Annotated in this window: 19 protein-coding genes; 10 read left to right on the forward strand and 9 right to left on the reverse strand. The window is 69.4% G+C overall.

The genetic code is table 11. From position 1 onward, the window contains the following. Positions 1 to 56: 56 nt before the first annotated feature. The 5 genes from ACIBL3_RS09685 to ACIBL3_RS09705 are packed head-to-tail and all read left to right on the forward strand — an operon-like array spanning position 57 to position 6,086. A complete protein-coding gene (locus ACIBL3_RS09685) occupies positions 57 to 773 on the forward strand; it encodes an ABC transporter ATP-binding protein (protein WP_396352842.1) in 717 nt (238 codons plus the stop codon). Beyond that, on the forward strand, positions 770 to 1,492 hold the full coding sequence (locus ACIBL3_RS09690; protein ID WP_396352843.1) for an ABC transporter permease: 723 nt from the start codon (positions 770 to 772) through the stop codon (positions 1,490 to 1,492). Before ACIBL3_RS09685 ends, ACIBL3_RS09690 begins: the two co-directional genes overlap by 4 nt. Beyond that, positions 1,489 to 2,634 carry a sensor histidine kinase gene (locus ACIBL3_RS09695; protein WP_396352844.1) on the forward strand — a complete coding sequence of 382 codons (1,146 nt, stop codon included), beginning with the start codon at positions 1,489 to 1,491 and terminating at the stop codon, positions 2,632 to 2,634. Before ACIBL3_RS09690 ends, ACIBL3_RS09695 begins: the two co-directional genes overlap by 4 nt. Continuing rightward, a complete protein-coding gene (locus tag ACIBL3_RS09700; protein ID WP_396352845.1) occupies positions 2,634 to 3,254 on the forward strand; it encodes a response regulator in 621 nt (206 codons plus the stop codon). Before ACIBL3_RS09695 ends, ACIBL3_RS09700 begins: the two co-directional genes overlap by 1 nt. A 51-nt stretch (positions 3,255 to 3,305) precedes the next feature. Continuing rightward, on the forward strand, positions 3,306 to 6,086 hold the full coding sequence (locus ACIBL3_RS09705) for a BTAD domain-containing putative transcriptional regulator (protein ID WP_396352846.1): 2,781 nt from the start codon (positions 3,306 to 3,308) through the stop codon (positions 6,084 to 6,086). Here the strand turns inward: ACIBL3_RS09705 and ACIBL3_RS09710 are convergent. The 3 genes from ACIBL3_RS09710 to ACIBL3_RS09720 all read right to left on the reverse strand — a co-directional run bounded on the left by ACIBL3_RS09710 (position 6,062) and on the right by ACIBL3_RS09720 (position 12,001). Continuing rightward, the gene (locus ACIBL3_RS09710) at positions 6,062 to 7,240 is read right to left on the reverse strand and encodes a PQQ-binding-like beta-propeller repeat protein (protein ID WP_396352847.1); all 1,179 of its coding nucleotides are present in this window, start codon (positions 7,238 to 7,240) and stop codon (positions 6,062 to 6,064) included. The two genes, ACIBL3_RS09705 and ACIBL3_RS09710, sit on opposite strands and share 25 nt — an antisense overlap. Before the next feature lie 162 nt (positions 7,241 to 7,402). Beyond that, positions 7,403 to 11,449, reverse strand: coding sequence for an ATP-dependent RNA helicase HrpA (gene hrpA, locus ACIBL3_RS09715; protein ID WP_396352848.1), 4,047 nt, complete (start codon positions 11,447 to 11,449; stop codon positions 7,403 to 7,405). A 150-nt stretch (positions 11,450 to 11,599) separates the two neighbouring features. Then, entirely contained in the window at positions 11,600 to 12,001 is a 402-nt protein-coding gene (locus tag ACIBL3_RS09720) for a universal stress protein (protein ID WP_396352849.1), read from the reverse strand. A gap of 207 nt (positions 12,002 to 12,208) precedes the next feature. On the opposite strand from ACIBL3_RS09720, the gene ACIBL3_RS09725 reads away from it, so the two are divergent. From ACIBL3_RS09725 to ACIBL3_RS09735, 3 genes are read left to right on the forward strand one after another with little or no spacing between them, the layout of a single operon-like run. Beyond that, positions 12,209 to 12,979: an IclR family transcriptional regulator gene (locus ACIBL3_RS09725; protein ID WP_396352850.1), complete on the forward strand. Its 771-nt coding sequence runs from the start codon at positions 12,209 to 12,211 to the stop codon at positions 12,977 to 12,979. After that, positions 12,969 to 14,192, forward strand: a complete 1,224-nt coding sequence (locus ACIBL3_RS09730) for a CaiB/BaiF CoA transferase family protein (RefSeq protein WP_396352851.1) — start codon at positions 12,969 to 12,971, stop codon at positions 14,190 to 14,192. Before ACIBL3_RS09725 ends, ACIBL3_RS09730 begins: the two co-directional genes overlap by 11 nt. After that, positions 14,189 to 14,980, forward strand: a complete 792-nt coding sequence (locus ACIBL3_RS09735) for a citryl-CoA lyase (protein WP_396352852.1) — start codon at positions 14,189 to 14,191, stop codon at positions 14,978 to 14,980. Before ACIBL3_RS09730 ends, ACIBL3_RS09735 begins: the two co-directional genes overlap by 4 nt. Here ACIBL3_RS09735 and ACIBL3_RS09740 read toward each other — a convergent pair. Next, positions 14,963 to 17,035: an alpha-galactosidase gene (locus ACIBL3_RS09740; RefSeq protein ID WP_396352853.1), complete on the reverse strand. Its 2,073-nt coding sequence runs from the start codon at positions 17,033 to 17,035 to the stop codon at positions 14,963 to 14,965. The two genes, ACIBL3_RS09735 and ACIBL3_RS09740, sit on opposite strands and share 18 nt — an antisense overlap. Before the next feature lie 129 nt (positions 17,036 to 17,164). Here ACIBL3_RS09740 and ACIBL3_RS09745 point away from each other — a divergent pair, with 129 nt between their 5' ends. Beyond that, positions 17,165 to 17,956 (forward strand): TIGR03619 family F420-dependent LLM class oxidoreductase, encoded by a 792-nt coding sequence (locus ACIBL3_RS09745; RefSeq protein WP_396352854.1) that lies wholly within the window; start codon positions 17,165 to 17,167, stop codon positions 17,954 to 17,956. After that, a complete protein-coding gene (locus ACIBL3_RS09750) occupies positions 17,953 to 18,684 on the forward strand; it encodes an alpha/beta fold hydrolase (RefSeq protein WP_396352855.1) in 732 nt (243 codons plus the stop codon). Before ACIBL3_RS09745 ends, ACIBL3_RS09750 begins: the two co-directional genes overlap by 4 nt. Here the strand turns inward: ACIBL3_RS09750 and ACIBL3_RS09755 are convergent. The 5 genes from ACIBL3_RS09755 to ACIBL3_RS09775 form a co-directional block, all read right to left on the reverse strand. Beyond that, complete coding sequence (locus ACIBL3_RS09755) at positions 18,668 to 20,353, reverse strand: beta-L-arabinofuranosidase domain-containing protein (protein WP_396352856.1); 1,686 nt, start codon at positions 20,351 to 20,353, stop codon at positions 18,668 to 18,670. The two genes, ACIBL3_RS09750 and ACIBL3_RS09755, sit on opposite strands and share 17 nt — an antisense overlap. Positions 20,354 to 20,446: 93 nt before the next feature. Continuing rightward, positions 20,447 to 22,048 (reverse strand): AMP-binding protein, encoded by a 1,602-nt coding sequence (locus ACIBL3_RS09760; protein WP_396352857.1) that lies wholly within the window; start codon positions 22,046 to 22,048, stop codon positions 20,447 to 20,449. Next, positions 22,045 to 22,947, reverse strand: coding sequence for an SDR family NAD(P)-dependent oxidoreductase (locus tag ACIBL3_RS09765; protein WP_396352858.1), 903 nt, complete (start codon positions 22,945 to 22,947; stop codon positions 22,045 to 22,047). The genes ACIBL3_RS09760 and ACIBL3_RS09765 overlap by 4 nt, the downstream gene beginning before the upstream one ends. Positions 22,948 to 22,991: 44 nt before the next feature. Continuing rightward, positions 22,992 to 23,591 (reverse strand): TetR family transcriptional regulator, encoded by a 600-nt coding sequence (locus ACIBL3_RS09770; RefSeq protein ID WP_396352859.1) that lies wholly within the window; start codon positions 23,589 to 23,591, stop codon positions 22,992 to 22,994. Between the two features lie 28 nt (positions 23,592 to 23,619). Next, positions 23,620 to 24,333 (reverse strand): SDR family NAD(P)-dependent oxidoreductase, encoded by a 714-nt coding sequence (locus tag ACIBL3_RS09775; RefSeq protein ID WP_396352860.1) that lies wholly within the window; start codon positions 24,331 to 24,333, stop codon positions 23,620 to 23,622. Positions 24,334 to 24,931 lie beyond the last annotated feature (598 nt).

Consider the following 24,931-nt stretch of genomic DNA (forward strand, 5'->3'; position numbering starts at 1 on the left):
CCCCATCGACCGATCGGTTGATGTGGCGGAGGGGCGCCGGCCGGGATTCTCGAGGCATGACAGTGATCGAGATCGAGAACCTCCGCAAGACCTACAAGTCGAGGACTGCGGTCGACGGCATCTCGCTGACGGTGGACCGTGGCGAGATCTTCGGCATCGCCGGCACCAACGGCGCCGGCAAGACCACCCTCGTCGAGTGCGCGTCCGGGCTCCGGCACCGCGACAGCGGCGTCCTCCGGGTGCTGGGCATGGACCCGCAGACCGATCGCCGGGCGCTCCAGCAGCGGATCGGCGTACAGCTTCAGGAGTCCGCGCTGCCGGACGCGCTCAAGGTGGACGAGGCCTTCCGGCTCTACGCCTCGCTGTACGACGACCCCGTCGACTGGCGCGTGCTGATGGACGAGTGGGGACTGACCGAGCGCCGCCGGGCCCGGTTCGGGAGCCTGTCCGGGGGATGGAAGCAGCGGCTGTTCATCGCGCTGGCTCTTGTCGGCGGACCCGAGGTGGTCTTCCTCGACGAACTGACCACGGGTCTCGACCCGGCGGCCCGCCGTACGACCTGGGACTTGATCAGGAAGCTGCGGGACCGCGGGCTTACCGTCGTGTTGGTCACGCACTTCATGGACGAGGCCGAGGCGCTGTGCGACCGGGTGTCGATTGTCGACAACGGCCGGATCATCGCGACCGGCAGCCCCGCCGACCTGATCCGCCAGGCACGCACCGACTCACTCGACAGCGCCTACCTCGCGCTCACCGGAAAGGACCTGTCATGAAGGGCATCCTGAACGTCGTCGCGATCGAGCTGAAGCTGATCGTCCGCGACCCGATGTCGGCGTTCTTCGCGCTGGCGTTCCCGGTCGTCCTGCTGTGGGTCAAGATGCGCAGTGGCGACGAGCTGCCCGGCGGCATCCGCGAGATCGACGCGAACGTGCCGATGCTGACCGTCTTCGTGATCGGCCTGGCCGCCCTGGTGGTGCTGCCCGGGACCCTCGCGCAGTACCGCGAACGCCGCATCCTCAAGCGATTGCTGGCCACGCCCGCGGCTCCGGGGATGTTGCTCGGCGCGCAGTGGATCGCACACCTGCTGCTCGCCCTGCTCGGTACGGCGGTCATCGTGGCGACCGGTGCGATCGGCTTCGACCTGGCCGCGCCGGCCAACGTGGCCAAGGTCGCGCTGGCGTGGATCCTGGGCGCGACGAGTCTGGGCGCGATCGGGATGCTGATCGGCGCGCTGGTGCCCAACAGCCGGAGCGCGACGCTGGTCGGGCTGACCGTGTTCTTCCCGATGGTGTTCGTCTCCGGTGCGATGGTTCCGCGCGAGCTCACCTCCGGTGCGATGCGGACGATCGGGGACCTGACACCGATGGCGCCGGTGGTCTCGACGATCCGCGCAGCCTGGTCCGGCGGCGACCTTTCCGCCACTACGCTTGCGGTCATGGCGATCATCACCGTCCTCGCCACCGCCGCGGCGGCCAAGGTCTTCCGCGCGTGAGCGCCACCCCGATCGAGCGGTGGGAGCGGGTCCTGCCGGCGTTGCCGTACCTGTTCCTGCTGCTGCCCGCGACCTTCGCGCTGATCGACGAGTGGCGTCCGGTGATCCTGCTCCTGACCATGGCGGGCGTCGCCTGGACGGCAGCTCTCTACCGCCGGTCCGAGACGAACACCGCGATCGCACTGCTCTACCTGGCCGGCACGCTGGGTCTCCTGGCTGCGCTCGTCCATCAGGACCCGTTGTTCTCCGTCACCGGCGTCGGTCTGTTCGTCCAGGTCTTCACGCTGCTCCCAGGCTGGCAGGCGTACGTCGGTGTCGCTGCTACGTCCGCCGTACTGGTTCTGGCTCGACCGCGCGGCGATGACGGGCTGCGCGAACTGCTGGCGTCGTTCCTCGTCGCGCTGCTGATCGCCTCGGCCACCGGGATGCTTTTCAACGCGATCTCCCGGCAGAGCGAGGAGCGCCGGCAACTCATCGACCGGCTGCAGGAGTTGGCCGAGGAGAACGCCGTACTGCAGTCGCAGCTTTTGTCGAGTGCACGCGAGGCCGGTGTCCTCGCGGAGCGGCAGCGGATGGCCCGGGAGATCCACGACACCATCGCCCAAGGGCTCACCGGCATCCTCACCCAGGTGGAAGCCGCAGCAGACGAGGGCGGTTCGACCGGCCGCCTCGACACCATCCGTGGTCTCGCACGGGACAGCCTCAACGAGGCTCGCCGGTCGATTCACGCTCTGCGGCCGGCCGAGCTGCAGCAAGGCGACCTCACGGCCGCGCTCCAACGCGTCGTGGACGGTACTGGCGTGCCTGCGGCGCTGTCGATCACCGGGGATCCGAGAGCTCTCCATCCCGAGGTCGAGCACACGTTGCTGCGTGTCGCTCAGGAAGCCCTGACCAACATCGCCAAGCACGCGAACGCGACCCGGGTCGGCGTCACCCTCTCCTACATGGAGGACGTGGTCGCCCTCGACATCCGCGACGACGGAGACGGCTTCACCTCGACAAGTACGACGTCCGGCTTCGGACTGATCGGGATGCGGCAGCGGGTGACGCGGCTCGCGGGGTCGTTCGAGGTCGAGAGCACGCCTGGCGAGGGCACCGGCATCTCCGCCACCGTTCCCGCGATCCCAGCTCCGGAGGACTGATGCCGATCCGGCTGATCATCGTCGACGACCATCCGATCGTCCGCGACGGGCTGCGCGGGATGTTCGCCGCCGACGAGGCCTTCGAGGTCGTCGGTGAGGCGGGCGACGGACCCGAGGCGCTGGCGCTGGCTCGCCGGACCGAGCCCGATGTCGTCCTGCTGGATCTCCGGATGCCGAACCTGCCCGGCGCCGAGGTGATCCGGCGGCTCCGCGAACAACAGCCCGCGGTCCGAATCCTCGTGCTGACCACGTTCGGCGACGATGCCGACGTACTGCCTGCCATCGAGCAGGGCGCGACCGGGTATCTGCTGAAGGACACGCCCAGAGCCGAGCTGAGGAACGCGGTCCAGGCGGCCGCCCGAGGTGAGAGCGTGCTGTCGCCCGCGGTCGCGGAGGTGCTGACCAAGCGACCCGAGCCGCGCGCGACGCTCAGCCCGCGCGAGCTCGAGGTGCTGGGCCTGATCGCGGGCGGCGCGACGAACCGAGACGTCGCGACCCGGCTGTTCATCACCGAGGCGACGGTGAAGACCCACCTCATCCACATCTACGCCAAGCTCGAGGTGAAGGACCGCGCGGCCGCAGTCGCCACCGCGTACAAGGCCGGTCTGCTGCAGCGTTGAACCGCGAGCCGCAGTGATCCGTTGGTCAGGGTGACGACGGGAGGGGCGTGCGTGCGGTTCAAGGTGCTCGGACCGCTGGAGATTCGCGACGGCCACGGCGAGCCGGTGAGGCTGGGTTCGCCGAAGTTGCGTGCCGTCCTGGCGGTGCTGCTGGTGAGCGCCAACCGGCCCCTGACCGCGGGCCGGCTCGTCGAGACCATCTGGCCGGAACGGCCGCCGCCGACCGCGATCGGAGCGCTGCGCACGTACGTGTCGACCCTGCGCCGCGACCTGCAGCTGAGCACCGGGCCGCCGCGCCTGGTCACGGACGCGGCCGGTTATCGGATGGACGTGACCGTCGAAGACCTCGACCTGCTGGCCTTCGAGGAGCTGACCAGCCGCGGCGAGCAGGCCCTGCGCGACGGCAATCCGCTGGCCGCCACCCAGCAGCTGGCTGAAGGCCTAGCCCTCTGGCGCGGCCAGCCTCTCGAGGACATCCCTGTCGACGCTGACCCCGACGGCCGCCTGGTGGTGGCTGAGGAACGACGACTGGCCGCCAGCGAGACCCTGGTCGAAGCCCGACTCGCCCTGGGCCAGCACACCGAGCTCACCGCCGAGCTGCGCGCTCTCGTCGAGGACAACCCGCTCCGAGAACGCCTGTGGCAGCAGTGGATGCTCGCGCTCTACCGGTCCGGCCGGCAGGCCGATGCACTCGCGGCCTACCGCCGCCTCCGCGACCGGTTGGCCAGCGAGCTCGGCACCGAGCCCGGCCGCGCAGCCCGGGATCTCCACCAGCAGATGCTCGCCGCCGACCCCGCACTCGACCTGCCGGACCACATGTCGCTGGCGAGACGGACAGTGGTCCCGCGCCAACTCCCGGCCGACGTGGCTGCCTTCACTGGTCGGCGTACCGAGCTGGTCGAGCTGACCAGCCTGCTCAAGGGCGACACTGCTATCGGGGCGGTCGACGGGGTGGCGGGCATCGGCAAGTCCGCCTTGGCCGTGCACGCCGCGCATCTCGTCGCGGCGAGCTTTCCGGACGGGCAGTTGTACGCCGACCTGTCGTCGGACGGCACGCCGATCGGAGTGCTCGGCCGGTTCTTGCGCGCGCTCGACGTACCCGATGCGGGGCGGTACGACCTGGACGAAGCCGCTGGCCGGTTCCGGGCGGAGACGGCGACTCGGCGGGTGCTCGTCGTACTGGACAACGCGGCTGACGCGGCTCAGGTGCGGCCGTTGCTGCCTGCTGGGCCGGGCTGCGCCGTGCTGCTGACCAGTCGGCGGGTGCTGGCGACGCTGGACGGCGTACGGCACCTGCATCTGCGTCCGCTGGCTGCCGGTGAGTCGCTGACCCTGCTGGGACAGCTGGCCGGGCCGGACCGGATCGCGGCTGACCCAGCGGCTGCGCGGAAGCTGGTTGCGTTGTGCGGCGGGCTGCCGCTGGCGGTGCGGATCGCGGGTGCGCGACTGGCCGCACGGCCGGCGTGGCCGGTCCGCACGCTGACTGACCGGCTCGCGGATACCCGCAGCCGCCTGGATGAGCTGCGGGCGGGCGACCTCGACGTCCGGGCGTCGCTCCAGTTGAGCCATCGAATGCTGGCCGACGGATCGGCTGCGGAACGCGAGGCTGCGGCGGCGTTCGGGTTGCTGGGTTTGCCCGAGGCAGCGGACCTCAGCCCGCCGTTTGCCGGGCGTTTGTTGGGCTCAGCAGACCCAACACCTGTGCTGGAGCTCCTGGTCGATGCACAGCTGCTGGAGAGTCCAGCGCCCGGTCGCTACCGACTGCATGAGCTGCTGCGGCTGCTCGCCCGCGAGCTCGCTGGCGAGCGCGACCTCAGCGCCGTACTGACGAGAGCCATGCGGTGGCAGGTCGCCACGGTGTGGAACGGGTACGCGATGCTGCGCCCGGGCGACCCACGGCTGCGTACGGCGGGGCAGTGGGCGGAGGGTGGTACGGCGTTCCGCGACGTGCGGGCCGCGTTGGACTGGTTCGAGACGGAGCGGGCGAATCTGCTGGCGACGGTCGAGCAGGCGGCGGCGACGGACGGCGTACCGGACGACATCCCCTCGCAGTTGGCGCGAGGGCTGTTCGCGTTCTTCCACATCAGAGGTCATCGCGCGGACTGGATCCGGCTCAACCAGACTGCACTGGCGGTGGCTCGCCGTACGCAGGACTCTGATGCCGAGGGGTTCGCGCACCGGGATCTTGGCGCGGCCTACGAGCTGCAGGGGGAGTACGACCAGGCTGCGGATCACTTGCGGGCCGCACTGCGGCTGTTCAGCGAGGCCGTAGACCGCGCGTCCTGTCTGAACGGCCTCGGGACCGTCTACGACAGCCTCGGACGCTACGACCAGGCCGCCAGGTGCCTGACCGAGGCTCTGGCGCTCGCGAGTGACCCGCACAGCAAGGGCATCTACCTGAACAACCTCGGTCCGGTGCTGGGACGACTCGGCCGGTACGACGAAGCACTCCGCTGCCTGGCGGAGTCCGGCGCGATCTTCGCCGAGTTGGGCAACCGTCGTGGTCGCGCTGCTGCGTGGACGAACGTCGGCGAGGTGTATGAGGCCGCCGGCTCGCCGCGGGAGGCACTCGCCGGTTTCACACGGGGGTTGGCGATGTTCCGTGAGCTGGCCGACGAGGTGGGTCAGGCGCACTGCCTGACCCACCTCGGCATGGCCCACCGCGACCTGGGCCAAGTCGACCGCGCGCTCGGGTACCTGCGATCCGCGCTGGCGATCTGCGAACGCACCGACGACCGGCGTGGTGCTGCGCAGTGCCTACGGTTGCTCAGCGAGGCGGTGCAGCAGCCCCGACCGCACGGCAACGGTCAGCGCCTGAGCGCGAACGAGTAGACGTTCCCACCACCGTTGTCGCCGTACGTGCCGGCGTAGACCTTGCCCTGCGCGACGACCGGGCCGGAGTCGACCGCACCGGACACCCGAGCGGACCACAGCCGTTGTCCGTTCGTGGCGCGCAACGCGTAGACACTACGGTCGTCCGAGCCGACGTACACGACGCCGTTCGCCACAACCGGAGAGGACATCACCACGCCACCGGTGCGGAAGCTCCACCGGATTGCACCGGTCGCCGCATCGAGAGCGAGCACTCGCCGGTCGTTGTTCGTGCCGATGTAGACCGTCCCGTTGGCAACTGCGGGGGAGGACTGGAACGACGCGAGGATGTTCGTGCCGTACTGCGTCTTCCACCGCTGCACGCCGGTTGCCGCGTCCACGGCGTACACATTGCCGTCCCGGGAACCGAAGTACACCGTCCCGTCGACCACTGCCGGCGTGGACGAGTTGTGCCCGCCGGTCGGGAACGACCACAGCACCGCGCCGGTCGCCTGGTCCAGGGCGTACAACCGCTGGTTCAGTGAGGCGGCGAATACTTTGCCTTCAGCAACGGTTGGCGACGAGTAGAAGCCGGATCCGCGGCCCCCGTTCGGTTTCGCGTCCCAGATCCGGGCACCGGTGGCGGCGTCGAGCGCCAGTACCTGATCTTCGGTCGTGGCGGCGTACAGCACCGATCCCGCCAGTGTCGGCGACCCGTTGATGTTGCTGATCGAGGCGCCGGTCCGCCACCGGGTCGCCCCGGTCACCGCGTCGAACGCCCAGATCTCGGCCGCCGGCCGGTTGATCCCCAGGTACACCACGCCGTCCCCGATGGCCGGCGAGGTGAACGTCCAGTCGCCGGTCAGCGCGCTGTCCGGTTTGGCCCACAGCGTCTGGCCCGTCGCCGCGTCGAGCGCGTGCAGCCGGCCGTCGAGCCCGCCGACGTACAGCCGGCCGTCCGCCGTCGCAGGCGAGGACCAGACACTGCCCCCGACATTGGTCACCCACTGTTGCCGCAGTCCGCTGACGGTCGAGACCGACAGCGCGGTCTCGGCCGGATTGACCCCCTGGTGCGCAGCCCCATTGCGGAACTGCGTCCAGTCACCGACCGCCACGGCGCTCGCCGGGCCCGAAACAACCAGCGGCGTCATCAAAAGCGCAGCGAGCGCACCCATCGCTCGCACCCTCAACAATCGTCCAGTCATACCCTGACGATCCCCACCGCACATCAACGATCGATCAAGCCGCCCCCCATTGCCAGTGCAGGGCGGGCGGGAGCAACCCGAAGAAGCCTGGGCCTGTTGCTCACCCAGAGCCTCGCAGCGCTCCGCTGATGCTCAAGCAGTTGCGAGGGCCTTCCGGATGCGCTTCTCCGACACCGGGTACGGCGTACCGAGGGTTTGGGCGAAGAGGCTGATCCGGAGTTCCTCGAGCATCCAGCGGACCTCGAGGAGCTCCGGGCTCGGGTACTTCCCGGTCGGTACGGCGTTCAGCCGAGCGCGGTACTCGTCATCGAGCGTTTGGATGATCGCCATCCCCGAGCGGTCCCGCATCGCGTTGGCGCCGATCTTCTCCAGCCGCTGCTCCATCCCGCGCAGGTAGCGAACCAGATCCGGCAGCCGCTTCGCACCGGTCTCGGTGATGAACCCGGGGTGCACCAGCCCTTCCAGTTGACCGCGGACGTCGGACAGCGCCGCGATCAGAGCCGGGCTCGATGCCCGCGAGATCAGCTTGTCCACGGCCCGCGCATGCGACAGCACCTGCTCGACCTGCTTCAGGATCGTCAGGACAGTGTCAGCGAGATCCGACCGTACGGCGTCACGCAGTATCGAGAATGCGGTCAGGTTCCACGCCGGACCGTTCGCCGCTGCCATCAGTTGGTCGACCGCCGCGGAGATCGCGTCGTCCAGCAGCTCGCCGGCATTGCGGTGCGGACCCGCCATCAACGTCATCTTCTGCTGGTTTGTCAGGTTCCGTTGTACGACGTCGATCACCGAAGGCATCGTCAGCAGCAAGAGCCGGCGGGTGCCGTTCCACATCGCGGCAGCCTGGTCGCGTTCGGTCTCCTGCAGCCGGATCGCGACTGTCTTGCCTTCGTCGACCAGCGCCGGGTAGCCGGCCACCGTCAGCCCGTTGCGGTGCTCGGAGAAGCTGCGCGGCAGGTCGCCGAAGGTCCAGTCGGTCAGGCCGGACCGCTCCAGCCCGCTGACCGCCTTCGACGCCACCTTCGAGATCGCGGCCGTGGTCCTCGGCTTCAGGCGTTCCTTCAGCTTGGCCAGGTCCTTGCCCTCGGCCACTGTCTTGCCCTGGTCGTCGACCACCCGGAACGTCATCCGCAGGTGCTCGGGCACCCGGCTCCAGTCCCAGTCGGCCGGCTCGATCACCACGTCGCGGAGGTTCCGCAGCTCGCGGGCGAGTGCGTCGGTCAGCGGGCCGGACGCCTGGTCGAGCCGGGGGAGCACCTGACGGGCGTGATCCGGAGCCGGCACGATGTTCTTCCGGATTGCCTTCGGCAACGACTTGATCAGCGTGGTGACCAGCTCCTCGCGGAACCCGGGCACACTCCACTCGAACCCGTCCGCGGTGACCTGGTTCAGCACCAGCAGCGGGATGTGCACGGTCACGCCGTCCGCGTCGGTGCCCGGCTCGAACGCGTAGGTCAGGTCGAACGTCATCCCGTTCCGCGTCCAGGTCAGCGGGAACTCGTCCTCCTTGACCTCGGCGCCCTCCCGGACCACCAGCGACCGCTCGAAGTCCAGCAGGTCGGCGTCGCGCTGCCGGGCCTTCTTCCACCAGGTGTCGAAGTGCCGGCCGGTGACCACCTCACTGCCGATCCGCTCGTCGTAGAAGGCGAACAGCGTCTCGTCGTCGACCAGCAGGTCGCGTCGGCGGGTCCGCTCCTCGAGCTCCTCGACTTCCTCGATCAGCTTGCGGTTCTCGTGGAAGAACTTGTGGTGGGTGTCCCAGTCGCCTTCGACCAGCGCGTGCCGGATGAACAGCTCCCGCGACACCTCCGGGTCGACCTTGCCGTAGTTGACCTTGCGCCGGGCCACGATCGGGACGCCGTACAGCGTGACCTTCTCGTAGGCCATCACCGCGCCGGCCTTGCGTTCCCAATGCGGCTCGGAGTACGAGCGCTTGATCAGGTGCTGGGCGAGGTCCTCGGCCCACTCCGGTTCGATCTTCGCGTTCACCCGCGCCCACAGCCGGGACGTCTCGACGAGCTCGGCGGCCATGACGAACTGCGGTGGCTTCTTGAACAGGCCGGAGCCCGGGAAGATCGCGAACTTGGTGCCGCGGGCGCCGAGGTACTGGTGCTGGTTGGCCGGGTCCTTCATGCCGAGGTGCGAGAGCAGGCCGGACATCAGCGCGACGTGCACGCTCTGCGGATCGGCCGGCTCACCGCTGTTCAGGGTGACGCCGATCTGCGACGCGACCTGGCGGAGCTGAGCGAAGATGTCCTGCCACTCGCGGACCCGCAGGTAGTTCAGGTACTCGCTGCGGCACATGCGGCGGAACTGGTTGCCGGACAGCTCCTTCTGCTGTTTCTTCAGGTAGTTCCAGAGGTTCAGGTACCCGAGGAAGTCGCTGTTCGGGTCGCGGAACCGCGCGTGCGCCTGCTGCGCTTGGGCCTCGGCGTCGGTCGGGCGCTCGCGCGGGTCCTGGATCGACAGCGCGGCCGCGATCACCATCACCTCGCGGACGCAGGCGTGCTTGTCGGCCTCGACGATCATCCGCGCCAGCCGCGGGTCGAGCGGGATCTGGGCGAGCTGGCGGCCGACCGGGGTCAGGCGGCCGGCCTTCTCGATGGCGCCGAGCTCGGTCAGCAGTTGCAGGCCGTCGGTGATGCTGCGCCGGTCCGGCTCGTCGATGAACGGGAACGCGGCGATGTCGCCGAGGCCGATCGCGGTCATCTGCAGGATGACCGAGGCCAAGTTCGTGCGCAGGATCTCCGGGTCGGTGAACTCGGGCCGGCCTTCGAAGTGCTCCTCGGAGTACAGCCGGATGCAGATGCCGTCGCTGGTCCGGCCACAGCGGCCCTTTCGCTGATTCGCGCTCGCCTGCGAGACCGGTTCGATCGGCAGGTGCTGGACCTTGGTGCGATGGCTGTACCGCGAGATCCGCGCCGTACCCGGGTCGATCACGTACTTGATGCCGGGGACCGTCAGCGAGGTCTCGGCCACGTTGGTCGCGAGCACGATCCGGCGACCGGAGTGCGGCTGGAAGACCCGGTGCTGCTCGGCGTTCGAGAGCCGGGCGTAGAGCGGGAGCACCTCGACCGCGCCGGGTCGGCCGCGTTGCGCGGCGTACTTGTCGTTGAGCGCGTCCGCGGTGTCGCGGATCTCGCGCTCGCCGCTGAGGAACACCAGTACGTCGCCGGACGCCTCGTACTCGAGCTCGTCGACGGCGTCCAGGATCGCCTGGGTCTGGTCGCGCTCGATCGTGCTCGGGTCGTCCGGGTCGTTGATCGGCCGGTACCGGACCTCGACCGGGTACGTCCGGCCCGAGACCTCGACGATCGGCGCGGGGTTGCCCTCGCTGTCGGCGAAGTGTTCGGCGAACCGCTCGGGGTCGATCGTGGCCGAGGTGATGATCACCTTGAGGTCGGGGCGGCGCGGGAGCAGTTGCTTGAGGTAGCCGAGGATGAAGTCGATGTTCAGGCTGCGCTCGTGCGCCTCGTCGATGATGAGCGTGTCGTACCGGGTCAGGTCGCGGTCGCGCTGCAGCTCGTTGAGCAGGATGCCGTCGGTCATCAGCTTCACCAGCGAGCGCTCGCTCACCTTGTCGGTGAACCGGACCGCGAAACCGATCGTCTCGCCCAGCTCGGTGCCGAGCTCCTCGGCGATCCGCTCCGCGACCGTCCGCGCCGCCAGCCGCCGCGGCTGGGTGTGCCCGATCATGCCGTGGATCCCGCGGCCGAGCTCGAGACAGATCTTCGGGATCTGCGTGGTCTTCCCGGACCCGGTCTCACCCGCGATCACCACGACCTGGTGCTGCCGGATCGCGTCCGCGATGTCGTCTTTGAGCTGGCTGACCGGCAGCTCTTCCGGATACGAGATCTCCGGTACGGCGGCCCGCCGTACCTCCACCCGCCGCTCAGCCTGCTCGACCGCCCCGAGCACCCCCAGCAGCTCCTGCTCCCGCTTCCGCCCCTCCTGCGCCCGCCGAACCCGCTCCAACCGCCGCCCCAACTGCTCCCGGTCGCACGCCGTCAGCCCTTCCAACCGACTCACCACGTCGGTGAGGCTCGGGTCCGCCGCGACCGTCGTACCGGACGACGACAGCTTGCGGCCGCGGCGACGGCGGGGTCTGCGCGTGGTGGGGTCCTGGGCGGGACCGGTGGCTGGGTTTGGACTAGACGACTCGGTCCGGGCATCAGGCATAACCCGACCAGTTTATGCGGCCCGCCCCAGGAGCTCACCTGGTTTGGCGAACCGCCAGCCCATCACAATCCCGCCCGAGGCGACGCGCCAGGCGGGCGCGGGCCGGGACGCGCGGATTGTGATGGCCTGGGCGTCCGCCAGGCGGGGGCTTCAGTCGCGGGCCGGGGCTTTGACGGCGAGGACCGGGACCGGGGACTCGAGGAGGACCCGTTGGGCGGTGCTGCCGAGGATGAGTTTGCCGACGGGGCTGCGGCGGCGGAGGCCGAGGACGATGAGCGTGACGTCCTCGGCGGCGGCTGCCTTGAGGAGTTCGCCGGCGACGTCGCCGGAGGAGACGGCCTGCTGGATCGTGACCTCGACGCCGCGCTCCCGCAGTCCGGCCTCGGCGGCGGCCAGCTCTTCGGCGTTGGCGTAGCGGGCGTCGATATAGGCGTCGCCGCGGCTGGTGTTGAGCAGCAGCACGGACGCCCCGCGCAGTTTCGCCTCGGCAGCCGCGGCCGCCAACGCAGCCTCGCCCTCAGGAGTTGGCACGTAGCCGACCAGAATCTTCACGTGCCTACTCTCCCATCAGTCGTCCTCGCCGAAGGTGAGGCGGTTGTGGGCGGGTTGGGTGCCGCGGACGCGGGCGACGATCCGGGGGAGGTAGGACACGAACAGGGCGAACACGGGGGCGAGGAGTAGGTCTCCGCGACCGCAGCAGCGTTCCACCAGGAGGTACAGAAATTCCAGTCTGCGGTACGGCGGGTTATCGTCGACGGCATGAGTGAAGGCGACGGCGTTCGCAGCGTGCACCGGGCCCTGGACCTGCTCGAACGGTTCGACGACGAGCACCCGACCTGGACGCTGGCCGCGCTGACCCACGCCAGCGGCCTCCCCAAGACGACCGTGCTCCGGCTCGTCACCACCCTCGAGCAGCGCGGCCTGGTCGCGGCGATCGGGCCGGGGAAGTACGCGATCGGCCCGGGGTTCCTGCGCTGGTCGCGGCTGAGCAGCGCGAGCATGGAGATCCCACCGGCGGTCCGCGCCGCGATGGGCAAACTGGCCGCGGACACCGGCGAGACGGCCAACCTCTACATCCGCGTCGGCCGCACTCGCGTCTGCCTCGCGCAGGCGCCGGGCACGCTCAGCGTCCGGCACATGATCGCGGTCGGTTCGGCGCTGCCGCTGTGGGGTGGCGCTGCGGCCAAGGTGCTGCTGACCGATCCGCCGGTGCTCGACACCGATCCATCGGTGATCGAGGAGATCGCTGCGGAGGCGCCGCGCCCAGCCGGCTTCGCCAAGAAGCTCCGCGCCGCGGCCGTCGAGACGGCTGCCCGGGGTTTCGCGATGAGCCACGGTGAGCGCGAGCTGGGCGCGTCCGGGGTGGCGGCTCCGGTACGGCGATCCGATGGCCGCGTGGTCGCCGCGATCGCCCTCGGCGGTCCCACCACGCGGTTCAGCGACGACCGGTTGCCTGCATACGTGAACGCCGTACGGCGATGTGCCGACACCATCTCCGCCACGGGTTGGAGCGGCTTCAGTGCAACCTGATGGGCGACCTGGCGCGGATCTCCTGTCCGGAGTACGGGTCCTCGATCTGACCAATGTGCTGGCGGGACCGTTCGCCGGTTACCAGCTCGCGCTGATGGGCGCCGACGTGATCAAGATCGAGGTGCCCGGCACCGGCGACCTGGCGCGCAGCCTCGGCGGCGACCCGTCGCTGTCCGCGGCCGGCCTCGGCATCTCGTTCCTCGCCCAGAACTCGGCCAAGCGGTCGATCACGCTCGACCTGAAGAACCCGCGCGGCCGCGAGGTGTTCGAGCGGCTGGCCGCCGAGGCCGACGTACTCCTGGAGAACTTCCGGCCTGGGGTGCTCGCCCGACTCGGCTTCCCGGTCGAAGTGCTGCACACACTGAACCCGGGGCTCGTGTACTGCGCGGTGTCCGGCTTCGGCCAGACCGGGCCGATGCGACGGCGACCGGCGTACGACCAGATCATCCAGGGGCTGTCCGGGATGATGAGCGTCACCGGAGCGCCGGAGGATGCGCCGACCCGGACAGGGTTCCCGATCGCCGACACTCTCGGCGGGTACGCCGCCGCGTTCGCGATCTCGGCCGCGTTGGTCAAGCGCGCCCGCACCGGCGCGGGCAGCTACCTCGACGTGTCGATGCTGGAGACCGCGGTCGCGGCGATGGGCTGGGTGGTGTCGGACTACCTGGTCGCGGGCCGCAAACCACGTGCCATGGGCAACGAGAACGCCACGTCCGCACCGTCCGGAACCTTCCGTACGGCGTCCGGCGCGCTGAACATCGCCGCGAACAAGCAGGAGCAGTACGTCGAACTGTGCACGGTCCTCGGCCGACCCGAATTGATCGCGGACGAACGGTTCGCGACCCGTGAGGCGCGCAAGCAGCATCGGCAGGAGCTCACGGCAGAGCTGGAGAAGACGCTCGAGCAGCGGCCGGCCGCGTACTGGGACGAGCGGCTCGCGGACACCGGCGTACCGGCTGCGTCGGTTCTGACCGTCGAGGATGCGCTGGCGCTCGACCAGTTGGCCGAGCGTGGGCTGATGCACGACGTACCGATGCCGGACGGTCGGGACCAGCGGCTGCGCGTTCTGGGTAGCAGCGTGCATGTCGACGGCCGGTCGGTTGGCCCGTCGATGCGGCCGCCCGGGCTCGGCGAGCACACCGACGAGGTCCTGGCCGAAGTGGGTTACCCGCCGGAAGAGATCGCCGCCCTGCGTGACGAAGGAGCGCTATGACGGACGCCGCGGACTACTGGGCGACGAGCATCACGAACATCGAGCCCGGCGTGATCCGGCTCCGTGGCTACCCGGTCGAGGAGCTGATCGGGTCGGTCAGTTTTCCACAGCTGATCTGGTTGATGGTGCGCGGTGACCTGCCCACGCCGGGACAGGCTGCGCTGCTCGAGCAGACCCTGATCGCCGGGGTCGACCACGGACCGCAGGCACCGTCGATCGCCGTCGCGCGGATGGCGGCGTCGTGCGGTCTCGCGCTGAACAACGCGATAGCCAGCGGGGTCAACCTGCTGGGTGACGTTCACGGCGGGGCCGGGCAGCAGTGCCTCGCGCTGCTGTACGACGTCCGCGCGACGGTCGACGGGGGTGCTTCGGAAGAAGAAGCAGCCCGTGAGGTCGTTGCGTCGTACAAGGCCCGGAAGGCGTACGTCCCCGGCTTCGGGCACCGTTTCCATCCGCGGGACCCGCGCCGGGATCCGCTGATCGGCGCGCTGCAGCAGGCAGTTGCCGACGGCACCGTTGACGGGCGCCACCTGAAGGTCGCGCTCGCGCTGGAGCAGGCGCTCGACCCGATCCCGATGAACGTCGACGGCGCGACGGCGACGATCTACGCCGAGCTCGGGCTGCCTCCCGAGTTGGCTCGCGGGCTGTTCGTCGTGTCCCGGACGGTCGGGCTGCTCGCACACGCCTACGAGCAGCAGCAGGAAGGGACCCGCATCAAGGGCCCGATCCCGAAGGGGATCATCCCGACCTACACCGGCCACCCGCCGCGCTCAGTGCAGGCGCAGTAGTCGCGCGGAGTTGACCGGCAGGCAGATCTCGACACCGTCCGAGTCGACATTGATCACCTCGCCACCCCAGCGCGGGTAGAGCACCTCGACGTCGTCCACCTCAAGTGGCAGCGTCACCTTTGCCTCGCCCTCGCGCCGCCAGACCGCGAGCAGCGACCCAGCGCCGGTCCGGCGGCCGACCGCAATCCAGTCGTCCCGCCACCCCGGCAGACCCAGCGGCCAGTACGGCGTACCGGCCGTCATCGTCCCCCGGATGTCGCGATAGGTGCGCAAGGCATCGCGCACGATCGAGCGTTGCGCGGGGGAGAGGGTGTCGATCCGACCGGCCAGGTGGACCCGGAACAGCAGGCTGGTGATCAGCGAGAAGGCCAGGTCCTCGTCCGTCATCGATCCGTCGACGGACGACCAGACGCCGGCCTGCTCGGGCGTGATCGCGAGCGGCGACGCGGCCGCGATCGGCGGCATCAGCCGGAAGTTCTGCTGGTCGGTGAGCGACTGGATCGGGAACACCGCACCGGAAGCACCGTCGGTCCGGCTGCCGCCCGCCGAGCAGCCTTCGATCGTGAGGTTCGGGTACCGGTCCATCAGCTCGCGGACCCACGCGAGGTAGGCGCGGTTATGCGCCAATAGCCCAGCGCCCACGCTGCCGCCGACATCGGTGCCGGGACCGATGTCGATGTTGTAGTCCAGCTTGAGGTAGGCCAGGCCGTACGCCGACATCAGCCGGTCGACCACCTCGTCGACGTGCGCCTTCGCAGCCGGATGACGCAGATCCAGTTGATGCCGTCCCCACTCCGTCAGCCGCTGCCCGTCGCGCTGGAAGAAGGCCTCGTCCGGTAGCGACTGCGCGATCGGACTGCGCACGCCGACCACCTCCGGCTCGAGCCACAAACCTGGTCGCATCCCGGCTCGGCGAATCCGCTTGATCAGCCCGGCGAGCCCGCCGTCCGGGAACCGCTTGACCGACGGCTGCCACTCGCCGACCGCGTCCCACCAGCCGCCGCCCTCGTCGTCGTACCAGCCCGCGTCGATGCAGTAGATCTCCGCGCCCAGGTCCGCAGCAGCCTCGATCAGGGGCAGTTCACGTTCGGTGGTCGGGTCGGCCATCAGGCCGTTGAGGAAGTCGTTGTAGACAATCGGAACGTCGACATTGTCCGGATGCGGCCGGCGGATACGGCGCCGGTGCGCGGTCAACGCGTCCGCGACGGTCTGCAGGTCGTTGCCGACCGCAATCGCCGCCGGGACGGTCCGGAAGCTCTCGCCGGGCTCGAGTCGCTGCGACCACTGGTGCTCGGCGGCGGTCGGACCGGACGCGGTCAGGTAGACCGCGCCATACCGGTCGCCGAGCTCGTAGTGCCAGGCGCCGTTGTGCTCGATCTGCCAGCCGATCACGCGACCGGGCTGCTCGAGGATCCCCATCGGCAGCCGCTCGGACGTCGACCAGCTGCCGGTGCTCGTCACCGCGATCCGGTTCTTCGACCCGGTCTGGTCGTAGTCGACCATGCCGACGTCGTACAGCCCGAGCTCGCCCAGCGTCGCGCGCCGCCAGCGGAACTCACCGCTCCACGGATTCGCCGCCAGCCACAGCGCGAGCTCGTCCTCCCACTGCAGTCCCCGACCGAGACCGGACAGCGTCAGGCTCGACACGTAATCCAGTACGACGGGCTGCCTCGTCGTACTCACCTCGACCCAGCTGTGGAGCACCGGGATGCCGTCGGCGATCGCGTAGTGGACTCGGACCTCCAGCCCGCTCTCCTGATCGGCCAAGTCCAGGCGGAGGCGGTGCGCGCCGTCGTCGACGTACTCCTGCCAGGTCTGCAACCGGAGACGCTGTGCCGCGAGGCCGTCGATGTGCCGCTTGCCCGACGTACCGTGGCGTCCGGTGCCGGCGAGGGAGAGCTCGACCACCGGCAGTGCGGATTGCAGGCATTCCGCGGGATCCGGGGCGCGTTCGCCCGGAATCGTCAACGCCAGGAGGCGTGGTGGTTGGTGTTCGCCGTGGGCGATGTGCAGGCGCAGAGCGTCGTTGCCCCACTGAAAGACCGGAACACTCACGTAGCAACCGCCTCAGCACAGGGAAGTGGAAATGACGCTAACACCCCTTGTTTGCAACGAACCTGGATCACGGCTCGCCGAAAATTTCGCTTGACTCTGACATCGGTGTGAGGGGCTACTGTCGGCACCATGGTTGAGCTGCAAGTCGTGCTGCCCGATGAGTCCGCGACCATGCCGCCGGAGCGGTTGACCGAGCTCGCCGTCGCCGCGGAGGAGCTCGGCTACGGCACGGCATGGTTGCCCGACCACCTGCTGCCACCTGGCGAGTTCGGCTCGACGTACGGCGGCGTCTACGAACCGCTGGTCACGATCGGCTACCTGGCGGCGCGGACGACGCGGATCCGGCTCGGCACCTCGGTGCTGGTGCTCCCGATGCGCAGCCCGTACGTCGTCGCGAAGCAAGCGGCCACGTTGCACCGGCTGTCCGGCGAGCGCGTGATCCTCGGAATCGGCACGGGGTGGGACGAGACCGAGTTCGCGGCCGTCGGTGCGTCGTTCTCCGAGCGTGGGCGGCGGACGGACGAAGGGCTGGAGATCATCCGCGGGCTGTTCGAGGGCGAGGACCGCGGCGGCGTCTTCGAGCCGAAGCCGCGGGCGCCGCTTCCGATCATGATCGGCGGGACGACGGGTCCGGCGCTGCGCCGGGTCGCGCGGTTCGGGGACGAGTGGCAGGGGCTGAATCTCGATGGTGCGGGCTTTGCGGCTGCCGTCGCCCGGATCCGGAGTCAGGCAGTTCGGCCCGTGAAGGTCGGGACGCGACTGCATTGGCCGGGTGGACCTGTCGCGCCGATCATTGAGAGCGCGCAGGAACTGGCCGACGCGGGCGCCGAGACGCTGGCCTTCTCGCTCGGCGACCACGAAGGCGCCCTGGAACGGATGACCATGCTCGGACGGCTCCTGCCTGAGAGGCTGTGGTGGTGAGCAGACCACGGCTGCTGCTCGTCCACGGGTGGGGCGCGGATCGCCAGTCGTGGAACGAGATCACCAAGCTCGTCACGCCCTGGGCCGACGTGCTCGCCCCGGACCTTCTCGGTCACGGCTCCCGGCCGTCCGCCGGCTCCCGGACGTCGGCGGGCTCGCTGACGGTGTCGGTGCTCGTGGACGACCTCGCTGCGGGGGTGACCGAGCCGGTTGTTGCTGTCGGCCACTCGATGGGCGGGCAGTTGGTCGCGTGGCTCGCCGTACGGTATCCGGCGTTGGTCGAGCGGATCGTCGTCATCGACCCGGCGTACGGCGCGGACGACGCGGAGATGGAGCGCTGTCCCGCCGTGCTCGAAGACCTGCGGACCCGGGGCGCCGACTCCGGGGTCGAGTTCGTCGATCGGGCATTCGCGGATGCTCCTGGAAGCCCTCTGCACCTGGACGCGCGGGCACAGATGGCGGCCACGCCGGGGGAGGTGCTGGCCGAGCTGTATGAGTCGATGTACCTCGCGCCGGGCAGCATCGGGGCTCGGCCGGCCGCTCGCGCGTTCCTGCCTTCGGTCGGCAAGCCCTGCTTGAGCCTGTACTCAGGCGACTACGCGGCCGCCTTCGCGCGATCGATCCCCTGGGCGCCCGGCTCGAAGATCGAGGTCTGGCCGGGAGCGACCCACTATCTGCACCAGCAGCACCCGGAGCGGTTCGCGGACCTGCTCAGGAGCTGGCTCTGAGGTAGGCGTGGAAGGCATGCGTGGTCCCCTCGAAGAACGGGGCGAACTCGATGCCGTCGGCCTCGAAGTGCAGTGGCTTGCCCGGGACGGGGGACAGGGCGCCGAGCTCGAGGAACTCCTGGCGGTTGTCGAGGGCAACTAGGTTGATCGGCCCGTAGAAGACCGACTGCAGGCTCGGATCGTCCAGCGCAGGCTCGGTGCGGAGCTCGAACGGAAGCTCGACCCGGAGCGTGTCGCCGGAGCGCCAGTGCCGGGTGATGGACAGGTAGCGGCTGGTCATCTCCTGCTGCTCGCCGTTCACCCTCATATTGGTCCACAGCGGCACGCGAAGTTTGAGGGTGAAGTGCGCCGACCCCTCGATTGTCAGCGTTGTGCCTTGCTCGTAAGGGAAATCGGTGGTCTGGGTCAGCGTGATCCCGTTCCAGCTGACCGACGAGGCGGCGTACAGGTTGACGTTGAGCTCGTCGTCGCTGTGGAAGTAGATCGAGTCCTGGTACTTCGTCGCGCTCTCCAGCCCGGTGCCCTCGCAGCAGGTCGCGCCGTCCTTCGGGAGGTAGTTGCGGACCGATCCCGGCGTGAGGCCGATGAAGTACGTCGTCAGCGGCCGATCGGGGGAGACCGCGTCCTGCTTGGAGCCGAGGATCTGGTTGTAGAGCGTCCGCTCGTAGTAGTCGGCGTACTTCGGATTCCGAAGCAGCCCGAACAGGAGCCGGCTCAGCTTGAGCAGGTTGTGGGCGCAGCAGGTCTCGGCGTTGGTGTCGCTCAGCGTGCCGGCGATCGACCCGTCCGGACCCCAGAACTCCAGCGAGCTCGTCCCGCCGATGCTGTACATCCGACCCGGCACGACCTGGTCCCAGAAGTTCACCGCCGCGGTCAGGTACCGCTCCTCACCGGTGACCTCGAACATCCGGACCAGCCCGGTGACGATCGGGATGTGCTGATTGGCGTGCACCCCGTCGAGGACGTCCTCGCCCGCCGCGCAGGCGTCGATCAGTACGTCGAAGTCGAGCAGCCGGCCGAACTCCACCCAGTCCGGATCGCGTGTCACGGCGTACAGATCACAGACCGTTTCCGCGAGCCCGCCGTACTCACCGCTGCCGTGCAACGACCACATCCGCTGCCGCACGTCGTACGGCAGCCGCCGGAGGCGCTCGAACATCCAGCGGCACAGTCCTTCGGCGAGCTCGAGCGCCCGGAGCTCACCAATGCAGAGATACGTGTCGAGCAGGCCTTTGAGGAGCTTGTGAGCGGTGTAGTACGGCGCCCAGACAACGGTGTAGTCAGCCTCCGTCATGGTCTCGAGCGTGACGAATTGCTTCTCCGGATATGCCGCCAGATACCCACTCGGCTCCTGGCATTCGGCCAGCCCGTCGACGAGATACCGCAGCTTGTTGATGTAGACCTGATCGCCGGTGCTCGCAGCGGCCTGCGCCAGCGCGGACAGGAAATGCCCGGTGTAGTGACCGCGGAGATTCCCCTGCGCTTCGCCTGCGGTGTCCTCCCAGCCTCCGGGCCTCGGTACGTCGGGCGTCGGCAGGCCGGCGTTCTCCCGGAAGGCGCGGAGCAGGCGATCGGGGTCGTACGACCTCAGGTGCACGAGCATCAGCCCGGCTTTGGTGGCGAGGAGCCCCGGACCGAGCTTCACCTCATCGAGAGAGAAGGACTGCAACGACGGACTCCTCAGGTAGGCAAACGCTCGCCCATTCAGTGTGGGAGGCCGATCGGAGTGCGCCAATGCCGGTGCCGGCAGCGAAATTTTCTGTCACGGGGGAGTGAGCTTGCTCCGCAGCACCTTGCCGGTCGCGTTGCGCGGGAACTCGTCGAGGACGACGATCTGCCGCGGCGTCTTGTAGCGCGCCAGGTTGGCTTTGACGTGGTCGAGGAGTTCGTCCTCGGTCACCGGTTCGCGTAGGACGACGTACCCGACCAGCCGCTGGCCGAACTCCTCGTCCGGCACGCCGGCCACCGCCGCCTCGGCGACCGCGGGATGACTCGCGAGGCAGTTCTCGACCTCGACCGGGTACACGTTCTCGCCGCCGGACACGATCATGTCGTCCTCGCGGCCGTCGACGAACAGCCGCCCGGAGCGGTCCAGGTGGCCGAGATCGCCGGTGCTCATCCGGCCGTCCACCACCGTCTTCGACGAGCCGTCGGAGTACCCGCCGAACACCAGGCCGCCGCCGGCGAAGATCCGCCCGGTCTGGCCGATCGGCACCGGCCGGTCGTTGTCGTCGAGGATCCGGACCGTGCTGCCGAGACACGGGCGGCCGACCGTGCCGGGTGCCGCGATCAGGTCGGCGGACGTCGCGATCGTGGCGATGCCGACCTCACTCGACCCGTACGCGTCACACAGCACCGGGCCGAACTGCGCGATGAACCGCTCGGCCAGCGGCGCGCCGAGCGTCGACGCACCGGAGATCACCGCGCGCAGCGACCGCAGATCGTGCCGCGCGAGCTCAGCCGGGCCCAGGTCGAGCATGCGCCGGAGCATCACGGGTACGGCGACGATCGAGCCGGCGCGGGTCTGTTCGACCAGGGTCAGCGCGGCGCGTGCGTCGTACTTGCGGGTGAGGACCAGGGACGATCCGAGGAAGAGCGCGAGCATCGAGGTGAGCAGGCCGAGGCCGTGGAACAGCGGCGGGCAGATCAGCATCGGTTCGCCCGACCGCAGACCGAACCGGTTGAGCGCGCTCGCAGTCAGTCCGGCGAGACCGAGCGCGGTCGGCGCTCGTGGGGCTGCCTTCGGCGTGCCCGTCGTACCCGAGGTCAGGATCGTGATGTGACCTGGCGACTCGGGTTTGGGGGCCTCGGCGGCCTGCGACTCGGCGAGGTCGTTGTCGCTGAGGATCGTGGGGACCTGGGTCCGCGGGCTGAACTCGGCGTCGTGGATCAGCAGGTCCGGCTGATGCCGCTCCAGGACTGCGGTGAGTTGCGGGGGAGCGAACTCGGTGTTGACGAACAGCACGTCGGCGCCGATCCGCGACGCAGACAGGGTCGCCTCCAGGAAGCCGCGGTGATTGCGGCACAGGACGGCGACCTTGCTGCCGGCAACGATTCCGTGGTCGGCGTGCAGGGCGGCGGCGATCCGTTCGCAGCGGCGGTCGAGCTCGGCGTACGTCGTACTGCCGTCGTCGTCGATCACCGCGAGCCGGTCCGGGAACCTGATCGCGGCGATCGCGCCGAGCGCGGCCATCGACTGCCCCCAGTGTCGCAGCGCCCGCTCGATCCCGACCAGGTGCGAGGGGCGGGCCGGGCGCCAGACGCCGGACTTCAGTACGGCGACGGACATGCCGCCGACCTCGGCCGCTGCCTGCACCAGCCAGTCCGGCGGTCGGATCGGGGCGATCGGGCGGGGTGTTCTCACTCGTGAGCTCCCGGTGGTTGCCGGCGTTTCGGTCCGCCTCCGCTGAGGCGGAAGTACTGTTCCAATAGCCGGTCGGTGGGGATCCGAAACAGGTTGCCGACCAACTCGGCCGGCCGGACGAAGGGCGGCGTGATGTTGTGCGTCCGCTCGGCGATCGCCGTACACACCTGATCGGCGGCCTGCTCCGGCGTCAGCCCTGGCATCTTGTTCAGCAGCTCCGTCGGCTCGCTCATCCGCGTGTGCACAAGACCCATGTAGACCGTCGACACCGTGACTTTGTCGCTGCGAATCTCCTGCGCGACGCACCGCAGCCAGACGTCGAACGCGCTCTTCGACGCCAGGTACGCCGACCAACGCGCCATGGGCGGCGTCCGTACGCCGGCGGTCGAAACGTTGACGATGTGACCGGATCTGCGCTCCCGCATCGAAGGCAGCAGCTCGAGGACCAGCTTGGCCGGGCCGAGGTAGTTGATCGCGTTCGTCCGCTCGATGTCGTGGAACCGCTGGTACGAGTCCGCGATCGCCCGCCGGATCGACCGGCCCGCGTTGCTCACCAGCACATCCACGTGCCCGTGCTCCGCCAGCACGTTGCGCGCGAGACCTTCGACGGCTGCGGGATCAGCCAGGTTGACGGCGTACGCGCTGGCCTCGCCACCGGCCGCTCGGATGTCCGCGGCGACTTCTTCCAGGCGGTCCGCCGTACGTGCCACCAGCAGGACCTTCGCGCCCGCCTGCCCGAGCCGGCGCGCTGTCGCCTCGCCGATCCCGTACGACGCGCCCGTCACCAGCACGACCTGCCCGCCGACAGCTGCCGTCAGTGCTTCGTCCGTGACCCGGCGCCGGCCCTGCGCCAGGGCAACCAGCAACCCCCACCCGACGGCCCGCTTCCCACTCACCATGCCCTGACATTACCCGCAGGTAGCCATCCTTGGGCAGCCTGTAACTACCCGCGTGCCTCGACAAGGCTGCGTACGGCGGCCTCGAGTGCGGCCCGGTGTTGTCGCAGCCGCTCCGCGGAGAGCGCGTCCTCGCCGCCGGCGGCCTGTAGGGCGGGCGGGGCGCTGAGCCAGCTCTCGGTGATGCGCAGGACGAAGGCGAACAGGTCCGCGGCCGAGATGTCGGTGCGGATGCGGCCGGCGTCTTGTGCCTTCTCGACGGCTTCGATCCGTGCTGCGAAGGCCTGGCGCTCCGAATCGGAGGGCTCGGTCTGCTCGAAGCTGCGCCAGGCGGCGATCCTTCGCGAGTCGGGGTTCGCGAGGACGAAGTCGAAGCGGGCGACGGCGAACGCGCACAGGTCGCCGTCGTCCATCGGCGCGGCCGCGAGGACGGCCTTGGTCTGCTCTTCCACGACCGCCTCGAACAGTTGGTTCTTGTCGCCGAAGTAGACGTAGAGCAGGCGCTTGTTGGCGCCGGCACGTTCGGCGATCCGGTCGATCCGTGCGCCGGCCAGTCCGTGATCGGCGAACTCCTCGGTGGCCGCCTTGAGAAGCAGCGCCTTGGTCGCCGCCGCGTTGCGCGGACGTGGGGTGCGCGCTTCGGACATGCTCGTCACCTTACTTCTGGTCCCGGCTTCACCAGTCCATCGGGCCGTTGGCGTCGAAGAACCCGCCGGTCGGGCCGTCCTGGCCGATCCGGGCCAGCCGAACGATGCTCGCGGCACCTTCTTCGACGGTCTGCGTTCCGGTGTTGTGGTTCAGGTCGGTCGCCGTGAAGCCCGGGTCCGCGGCGTTGATGCGGATGCCGGGGAAGGCCTTGGCGTACTGCACCGTGATCATGTTGACCGCCGCCTTCGACGCCGGGTACGCGATTCCCGGGTAGAAGCGCGCGGGGGAGTCCGGGTCAGCCAGAGCCCGCGTCACCCCGAGCCCGCTGCTCACATTGACGATGACCGGCGCCGCCGACCGCTGCAGCAGCGGAAGAAACGCGTGCGTCACCCTGACGATCCCGAACACATTCGTCTCGAACGCCGTACGCACACTGTCCGCCGTCACCTCAGCCGCCGGCACGAACCCGCCGTCCGCCGTCCGCTCCTCGATCCCCGCATTGTTGACCAGCACATCCAGCCCACCCCCAGCCTCAACCACCTTCACCGCCGCCGCCACCGACTCCTCATCAGTCACATCAACCTGCACAAACCGAGCCCCCAACCGCCGAGCAGCCGCTTCCCCCCGCCCCACATCCCGAGCCCCCACATACACGCTGTCCCCAGCCCCCACCAACTGCCGAGCCACCTCAAACCCCAACCCCTTGTTCCCCCCAGTAACCAACGCCGTAGCCATAACCATCTCCCAAGTAACTAACCAGATACATACAAGCTAGCGACCCCTCTTCGCGAAGTCAACAACTAGTTACAAACCCCGCGCGGGTCCCGGCGATCGCCTCGCAGCCGCACCCCGGACGCCTGTCTCGCCCCAGCCACAAGCCGGGCGATCGCGGACCAACGCGGGGGCTTGAACGAGCGATTCCTTCTCCAAGCCCCCGCGTTCCCGCAACCGACCCCAAGAACCGGCCGCCAAACCACCCCGCCGACCAACCAACCCGCCCAACCAACCACGGCGGGCACCCGGAGCCGGTCAGCCGACCGCGGCGGGCCCCCGAACTGGTGCGCCGACCGCGGCGGGCAACCCACGCCGGTCAGCAGGCGTCGGCGGGCAACCCACGCCGGTCAGCAGACCGCGGCGGCCAGCCGGGGAGCCGAGCGAAGCGACGGCGCACGGGGGTGCGGGTGGCGGAGCCCCCGCCCGCGGCAAGCGCAGCGCAGCCGCACAACACGACGAAGGCGAGGCGCTCCGCGCATTCCGCGGACACACCTCGCCTCTCGCCTTCGTGGACGATACTGGGATCGAACCAGTGACCTCTTCCGTGTCAGGGAAGCGCGCTACC

Source organism: Kribbella sp. NPDC050124, from assembly GCF_044460355.1.
GTDB lineage: Bacteria > Actinomycetota > Actinomycetes > Propionibacteriales > Kribbellaceae > Kribbella.

What these genes read in the sequence shown, in the direction of transcription:
- ACIBL3_RS09685 (WP_396352842.1), top strand. Translation starts at nt 57, where the DNA reads ATGACAGTGATCGAGATCGAGAACCTCCGCAAGACCTACAAGTCGAGG.
- ACIBL3_RS09690 (WP_396352843.1), top strand. Translation starts at nt 770, where the DNA reads ATGAAGGGCATCCTGAACGTCGTCGCGATCGAGCTGAAGCTGATCGTC.
- ACIBL3_RS09700 (WP_396352845.1), top strand. Translation starts at nt 2,634, where the DNA reads ATGCCGATCCGGCTGATCATCGTCGACGACCATCCGATCGTCCGCGAC.
- ACIBL3_RS09710 (WP_396352847.1), bottom strand. Translation starts at nt 7,240, where the DNA reads ATGGGTGCGCTCGCTGCGCTTTTGATGACGCCGCTGGTTGTTTCGGGC.
- hrpA (WP_396352848.1), bottom strand. Translation starts at nt 11,449, where the DNA reads ATGCCTGATGCCCGGACCGAGTCGTCTAGTCCAAACCCAGCCACCGGT.
- ACIBL3_RS09725 (WP_396352850.1), top strand. Translation starts at nt 12,209, where the DNA reads ATGAGTGAAGGCGACGGCGTTCGCAGCGTGCACCGGGCCCTGGACCTG.
- ACIBL3_RS09735 (WP_396352852.1), top strand. Translation starts at nt 14,189, where the DNA reads ATGACGGACGCCGCGGACTACTGGGCGACGAGCATCACGAACATCGAG.
- ACIBL3_RS09745 (WP_396352854.1), top strand. Translation starts at nt 17,165, where the DNA reads ATGGTTGAGCTGCAAGTCGTGCTGCCCGATGAGTCCGCGACCATGCCG.
- ACIBL3_RS09765 (WP_396352858.1), bottom strand. Translation starts at nt 22,947, where the DNA reads ATGGTGAGTGGGAAGCGGGCCGTCGGGTGGGGGTTGCTGGTTGCCCTG.
- ACIBL3_RS09770 (WP_396352859.1), bottom strand. Translation starts at nt 23,591, where the DNA reads ATGTCCGAAGCGCGCACCCCACGTCCGCGCAACGCGGCGGCGACCAAG.
- ACIBL3_RS09775 (WP_396352860.1), bottom strand. Translation starts at nt 24,333, where the DNA reads ATGGTTATGGCTACGGCGTTGGTTACTGGGGGGAACAAGGGGTTGGGG.